This is a genomic window from Azoarcus taiwanensis (genome assembly GCF_012910885.1).
Taxonomy (GTDB): Bacteria; Pseudomonadota; Gammaproteobacteria; order Burkholderiales; family Rhodocyclaceae; genus Azoarcus_F; species Azoarcus_F taiwanensis.
The window spans coordinates 1-4,648 of the sequence record NZ_WTVM01000206.1 but is presented as its reverse complement, the minus strand read 5'-3'; the positions used below and the strand labels follow the sequence as shown (position 1 = coordinate 4,648).

The window sequence follows — 4,648 nt, the reverse complement described above, 5'->3', positions numbered from 1 at the left end:
CCGCGGCAACTCCTATCGCCTCAAGGAGAAGCTCAAATCCGGACTCGTCCGCTCATTTGACGAGCAAACCCAACCGGGTGGGGAAATTTGAATTACCACACTGGGGAAAATTCGCTTGCCCTTGACAACGGCGATCTCCTCACCGCCAAGGGTAATGACGTCCAAAGCGCTGAACAGCCTTCTCGCCTGGTTGAAGTCTCGTTCGAGGCTGAAGCCCTGGAGCACTTCGGCCAATATCAGATCACCAACCGCCAGCGGCTGGCTGCCCAACAGGTCATCCAGCCGCTCGGTCTGCGGGGTCGTCACGCCCCGGAAGAAGTCGACCCACACACTGGAGTCGACAACGATCACCTGTCGGTCCTCATCGCGTCCAGGTCGCCTTCCCACTGCAACTTGCCCCTGAAGCGTCGAATCTCCTCCTGACGCCCCAGCCTCAACAGCGTGCGCAGGCCAAGTTCCACGGCCTCCTTCTTGGTCTTCAAACCCGTCAGCCGGAGCGCATCGCTCATGAGCTGATCGTCGATTTCGATGTTCGTGCGCATGATGTGCATCCGTGTTGTGCTTCATACACCATAGCGCGTCTAGTGCGCTCAGGCAAACATCCCACCGCGTTCCGGCCTGTGATCTCCCTGCCTCGGGCCGGCTACCCTGGTGTAGTGGTGCTCACTCGATGAGACACTCACATCAACCGGCATGACAGCCGCTCGGTGATCGAAGCCCGCCAAGCGCCGATAGAAGGTCCCTTCCCTTTCAAGGGGAAGGACAGGATGGGGATGGGTTTAGTCCAACCGCCGCAGCACCACCAGCACGCCATCAACCCGCTTCACTCGGAAGCCGCTTGACCTGTCTATCGCTTGATACTCCAGAGTCGGTCGCTGACGGCGTGGTGTCGTCAGCCATCAACTACCAGGAGTCATCACATGAGCGCATCCAACATCACGCGGGAGCAATGGGTCGAGCTGTTTGAAGCCACCGGGCTGGATGAAGCGATGATGGACAGGTGGCACAGCGAGTTCGAACGCCGCTATCCTGCTCAGCATCAATCCTTCCTGCACTGGATCGGTCTTTCCGAAGACGAGATCCGGGCCGTCCGGTCGCACTCGCAGACCAACTGACGCACCCAGGGAAGCCCACCCCGCCCGTGGCCGGGCTTCCCGCAGCGTGGAGTAATCGGCATGTACACAGTGGGGCAACTCGGAAAACGGGTCGGGCTGTCTCGTAGCGCCCTTCTCTACTACGACCAGATCGGCCTCCTCTCGCCGTCCGCACGCAGCCCGTCAGGCTACCGCCTGTACTCCGAAGCCGACCTGCGGCGCATGGAACGCATCATGACCTATCGCGACGCAGGGCTCTCGCTCGACGTCATCGCCACGCTCCTGCAAGCTGACGACGCATCGGCGCCGGCCGTGCTCGAAAGCCACCTGCAAAAGGTCAACGAGGAGATCGCCCGCCTCCGCCAACAGCAACACGTCATCGCCCAACTGCTCGGCGACACGCAGGTGCTGCGAAAAAGCCGCTCCATGACCAAGACCCAGTGGGTCGCGATACTCGCCTCCACCGGGCTGGACGAGGAAGGCATGGACAAATGGCACATGGAGTTCGAGAAGATGTCTCCGGATGCGCATCAGGATTTTCTGGAGTCGCTGGGGATAGAGCCGGAGGAAGTGGACTTGATTCGTGGGTTCTCGCGGCGGATGACTGGCGGGAGTGATGGCTGATTCGTGGTTCGCTTGAACCAGCGGAGCGCGCAATCGGACAGGGCCTCACGCTGATCCGTCCTCCTCAAAGTCAGGGCCCGATCTTCGGCACGGCTGATTTCGGTCGCCACGTCCGCTCACGACCGTTCTCACGCATACCTTGTTGGCATGGGGAGACAAGCTTCACCAGTCTGCGCTATGCTCAAGCGTTTCCTCCTTGCCGGGCTTGTCTGTCTGATGGCATAAAGAGTGGGACCCGATCTAGCGGCATCTTGCTTATCTATAAGGCTATCTTATGCATCAGCCGGTCCACGCAACGGAGCACGGGTGATCTTACGCAGCAATGCAGTCGCCCGAAAAAAGTTTTTGTGTGATCGAGCTTGTCAATCGAGGCTCGCGGATGGCGTTGTAGGATACAAACTTACTTGGAAGAACATCCATATATTAAACGAGGCATGTATGAGCGATTCACCCGAGGATAAAATGTTAAGCCTCTTTCCTATCGACTACCCGTTTGAAACGTTGGTCAACAGGATTAACGCCGTCCCGGCAAAACTCAAGCTAGATCCAGATTTTCAAAGAAAATATAAGTGGGACAAAGATGGCTGGGAGAGATCGTCAAGATTTATTGAGTCTTGCTTAATGCGAATACCGCTACCGTCTTGTTACTTTGCTGAAGACGAAGCGGGCAGGCACATGGTCATAGATGGCCTGCAGCGCCTAACCACTATTAGCAGATTCTTTAATGATGAGTTTGCTCTTGAGGGACTAACCGTTTTTAAAGACCTTGAAGGCAAAAAATTCTCTGAGCTGGGTTCGTTTCAAACCGAACTTGAGACGACAACTATTAGATGTATTGTCTTACGAAAGGACAACCCTAGAAGCCTAGTTAGAGAGATTTTTTCTAGATTAAACCAAGGGGCGGTTGCGCTGACAGATCAAGAAATTCGCCATGCGATTTACCCTGGCACCTTGGATGCTCTGCTTACTGAACTCGCTTCAACCCCTGACATAGCTAGATTTGGTTTGGCTGAGAACACAGACCCCAAGAATGGGTTAGAACCAGAGGAACAAGTGCTGCGTTATTTCGCATTCTCTGATGACAAAAACCTCGAAAGTTTTGAGAATAGCCTGAAAGAATTCTTAGATAGATACATGGAGGCAAATAGCTCTTTGTCAGCTGAAAAGATCGAGGAGCATCGAAATAGATTCAATACGGCGCTATCTATCTGCAATGAAGTATTTGATGACGATGTTTTTGTAAACCCGATAGCAGATAGAAGGCGTAAGGGATTGGTGCATTATGATCTTGTGATGACCACTGTAGGCGAGCTTGATAGAGAAATAGCGATCGCGAAAAAATATGCAATCAAAGAGGCATATGCTGCATTATGTGCCAGCGAGAACTTTCAAAGAACGTTGTCCGGCGGCCTGCAGAATAAGGGGGCGATAATAAGACGTCGTACAGAATGGAATTTGTTGCTGCAGGGCGTCGTCGATGGAGTATAGCGCCTTATATCAAAAATATGAGACCTTACTTAAAGACCTAAAAGAGATCATTGAACAATCGGAGGCAAGGGTTATTAGTGAAGATCCAGACGTAATTTTCTCTGATAATGTAAACTTCTTTGTTAAGTCGTACTTGATAAACATCTGCACGTACCTTGAAGCATATCTTCAAGATATTGCGTTCGAGCATTCGCGCAGAGTGAGTGAGCGGCTTAAGCAAGCCAAGATACCTCACAACTTCTTGTATGGAAAACTTGCCAAGGATATAAAAGAGAAAGAGCTCGAATATGTGGATGCGTCTTATGGCTACAGCAAGAAAGAGCTATCGGACATTATCTCTGGAAATCCATTTAAAACAATTAATGCCTTTCGGTTAATTGGGATTGACTTAAGCTCTTGTGAAAAGTTTGTGGAGCACAAGAATTTAGTGGGAACCATCGTCAATAAGAGAAATAGCATAATTCATCACAATGACGAGGCGAGCGATATTTCATTTTCGGATTTACTTCTACACGTCGATGTCTTCCTTGAATACATGCTTGCAATTGAGCAGTTTTTGAGCGCGAGAGATCGAATCACATAACAAGGCGCTGCTGTCTGGCATATTATCCGCGGTGCTCAAAGAATGCGCCACAGAGCTAGGCGTTAGCCGTCACGAACTCCAGGCGATACCCGCATGAGCCTATGCGATTGCACTGCAGGCTATCCACTCGAATACTGTGCCGCCCGCTTCCTTCGGCAGTGGGAGCAGCGCGAAGAAGCTCTTCATGCTTCCATATCTGGTGCGGCTCCGAGCGATTCCATTGTCGAAGCCCTTCGCTACTTTCAGGTCGCCCGCAACTTTAGGGGCCTCGCAGAGAACAAAGATCAGTCGGTCTCATCTGACATTCGCTCGGCACTGATCACGACACGGTCAGACAAGAGCCTTGCTAGCCCGATCGCGAAGGTTGAGGCGTTGGCGCAATCGTTAGAGCTCAAGTTTGGCCAATACAACCTCTCCGCGGCAACGAAGCTCCTCTGGCTTTCTTGCCGCGCGCCGATCATCGTCTATGACAAACGTGCCGTCAGAGCGCTTTCCAAGCACGCTCACCATATGGCTATAGCTGGCAGGTACGCTGCCTTCACGACAGCGTGGCGGTCCGAGTACGAGGCACTCGCCAGTTCCATACAAGTCGCAGTTGAAAACCTCTCGCGTGGCCGGCTGTTCATGCCGAAGACTTCTTACACGGATACCCAACTCGTTGCTCTATCTAAGCAAGCGTGGTTTACCGAGCGTGTCTTCGACATCTTCCTCTGGGAAGTGGGTGGTGACGGCTAAACGTTACGGGCGCAGATAGCTACCACCACATTGAGGAGCCATGTCCCATGGCATCAACTCAAAACGTTTTCACCGAAGAACTCTGCGTAGCGCTCGGATCCGCTCCCCCTACCGCCCCAAATCC

The 4,648-nt window shown here is 52.8% G+C and carries 7 protein-coding genes; 5 read left to right on the top strand and 2 right to left on the bottom strand.

Annotated elements, in window-relative coordinates:
* Positions 1 to 12: 12 nt before the first annotated feature.
* Both GPA21_RS19345 and GPA21_RS19340 read right to left on the bottom strand, forming a co-directional pair.
* Positions 13 to 351, bottom strand: a complete 339-nt coding sequence (locus GPA21_RS19345; RefSeq protein ID WP_211163716.1) for a PIN domain-containing protein — start codon at positions 349 to 351, stop codon at positions 13 to 15.
* On the bottom strand, positions 348 to 542 hold the full coding sequence (locus tag GPA21_RS19340; protein ID WP_168989711.1) for a type II toxin-antitoxin system VapB family antitoxin: 195 nt from the start codon (positions 540 to 542) through the stop codon (positions 348 to 350). The genes GPA21_RS19345 and GPA21_RS19340 overlap by 4 nt, the downstream gene beginning before the upstream one ends.
* Positions 543 to 920: 378 nt before the next feature.
* On the opposite strand from GPA21_RS19340, the gene GPA21_RS19335 reads away from it, so the two are divergent.
* From GPA21_RS19335 to GPA21_RS19315, 5 genes are all read left to right on the top strand, one after another.
* Positions 921 to 1,115, top strand: coding sequence for a MerR family transcriptional regulator (locus tag GPA21_RS19335; protein ID WP_168989710.1), 195 nt, complete (start codon positions 921 to 923; stop codon positions 1,113 to 1,115).
* Between the two features lie 60 nt (positions 1,116 to 1,175).
* Positions 1,176 to 1,718: a MerR family transcriptional regulator gene (locus GPA21_RS19330; protein ID WP_168989709.1), complete on the top strand. Its 543-nt coding sequence runs from the start codon at positions 1,176 to 1,178 to the stop codon at positions 1,716 to 1,718.
* Positions 1,719 to 2,156: 438 nt separating this feature from the next.
* Positions 2,157 to 3,206 (top strand): DUF262 domain-containing protein, encoded by a 1,050-nt coding sequence (locus tag GPA21_RS19325; protein WP_168989708.1) that lies wholly within the window; start codon positions 2,157 to 2,159, stop codon positions 3,204 to 3,206.
* Positions 3,196 to 3,789, top strand: a complete 594-nt coding sequence (locus tag GPA21_RS19320) for a HEPN domain-containing protein (RefSeq protein WP_168989707.1) — start codon at positions 3,196 to 3,198, stop codon at positions 3,787 to 3,789. Before GPA21_RS19325 ends, GPA21_RS19320 begins: the two co-directional genes overlap by 11 nt.
* A 93-nt stretch (positions 3,790 to 3,882) precedes the next feature.
* Complete coding sequence (locus GPA21_RS19315) at positions 3,883 to 4,524, top strand: hypothetical protein (RefSeq protein WP_168989706.1); 642 nt, start codon at positions 3,883 to 3,885, stop codon at positions 4,522 to 4,524.
* Positions 4,525 to 4,648: the final 124 nt, after the last annotated feature.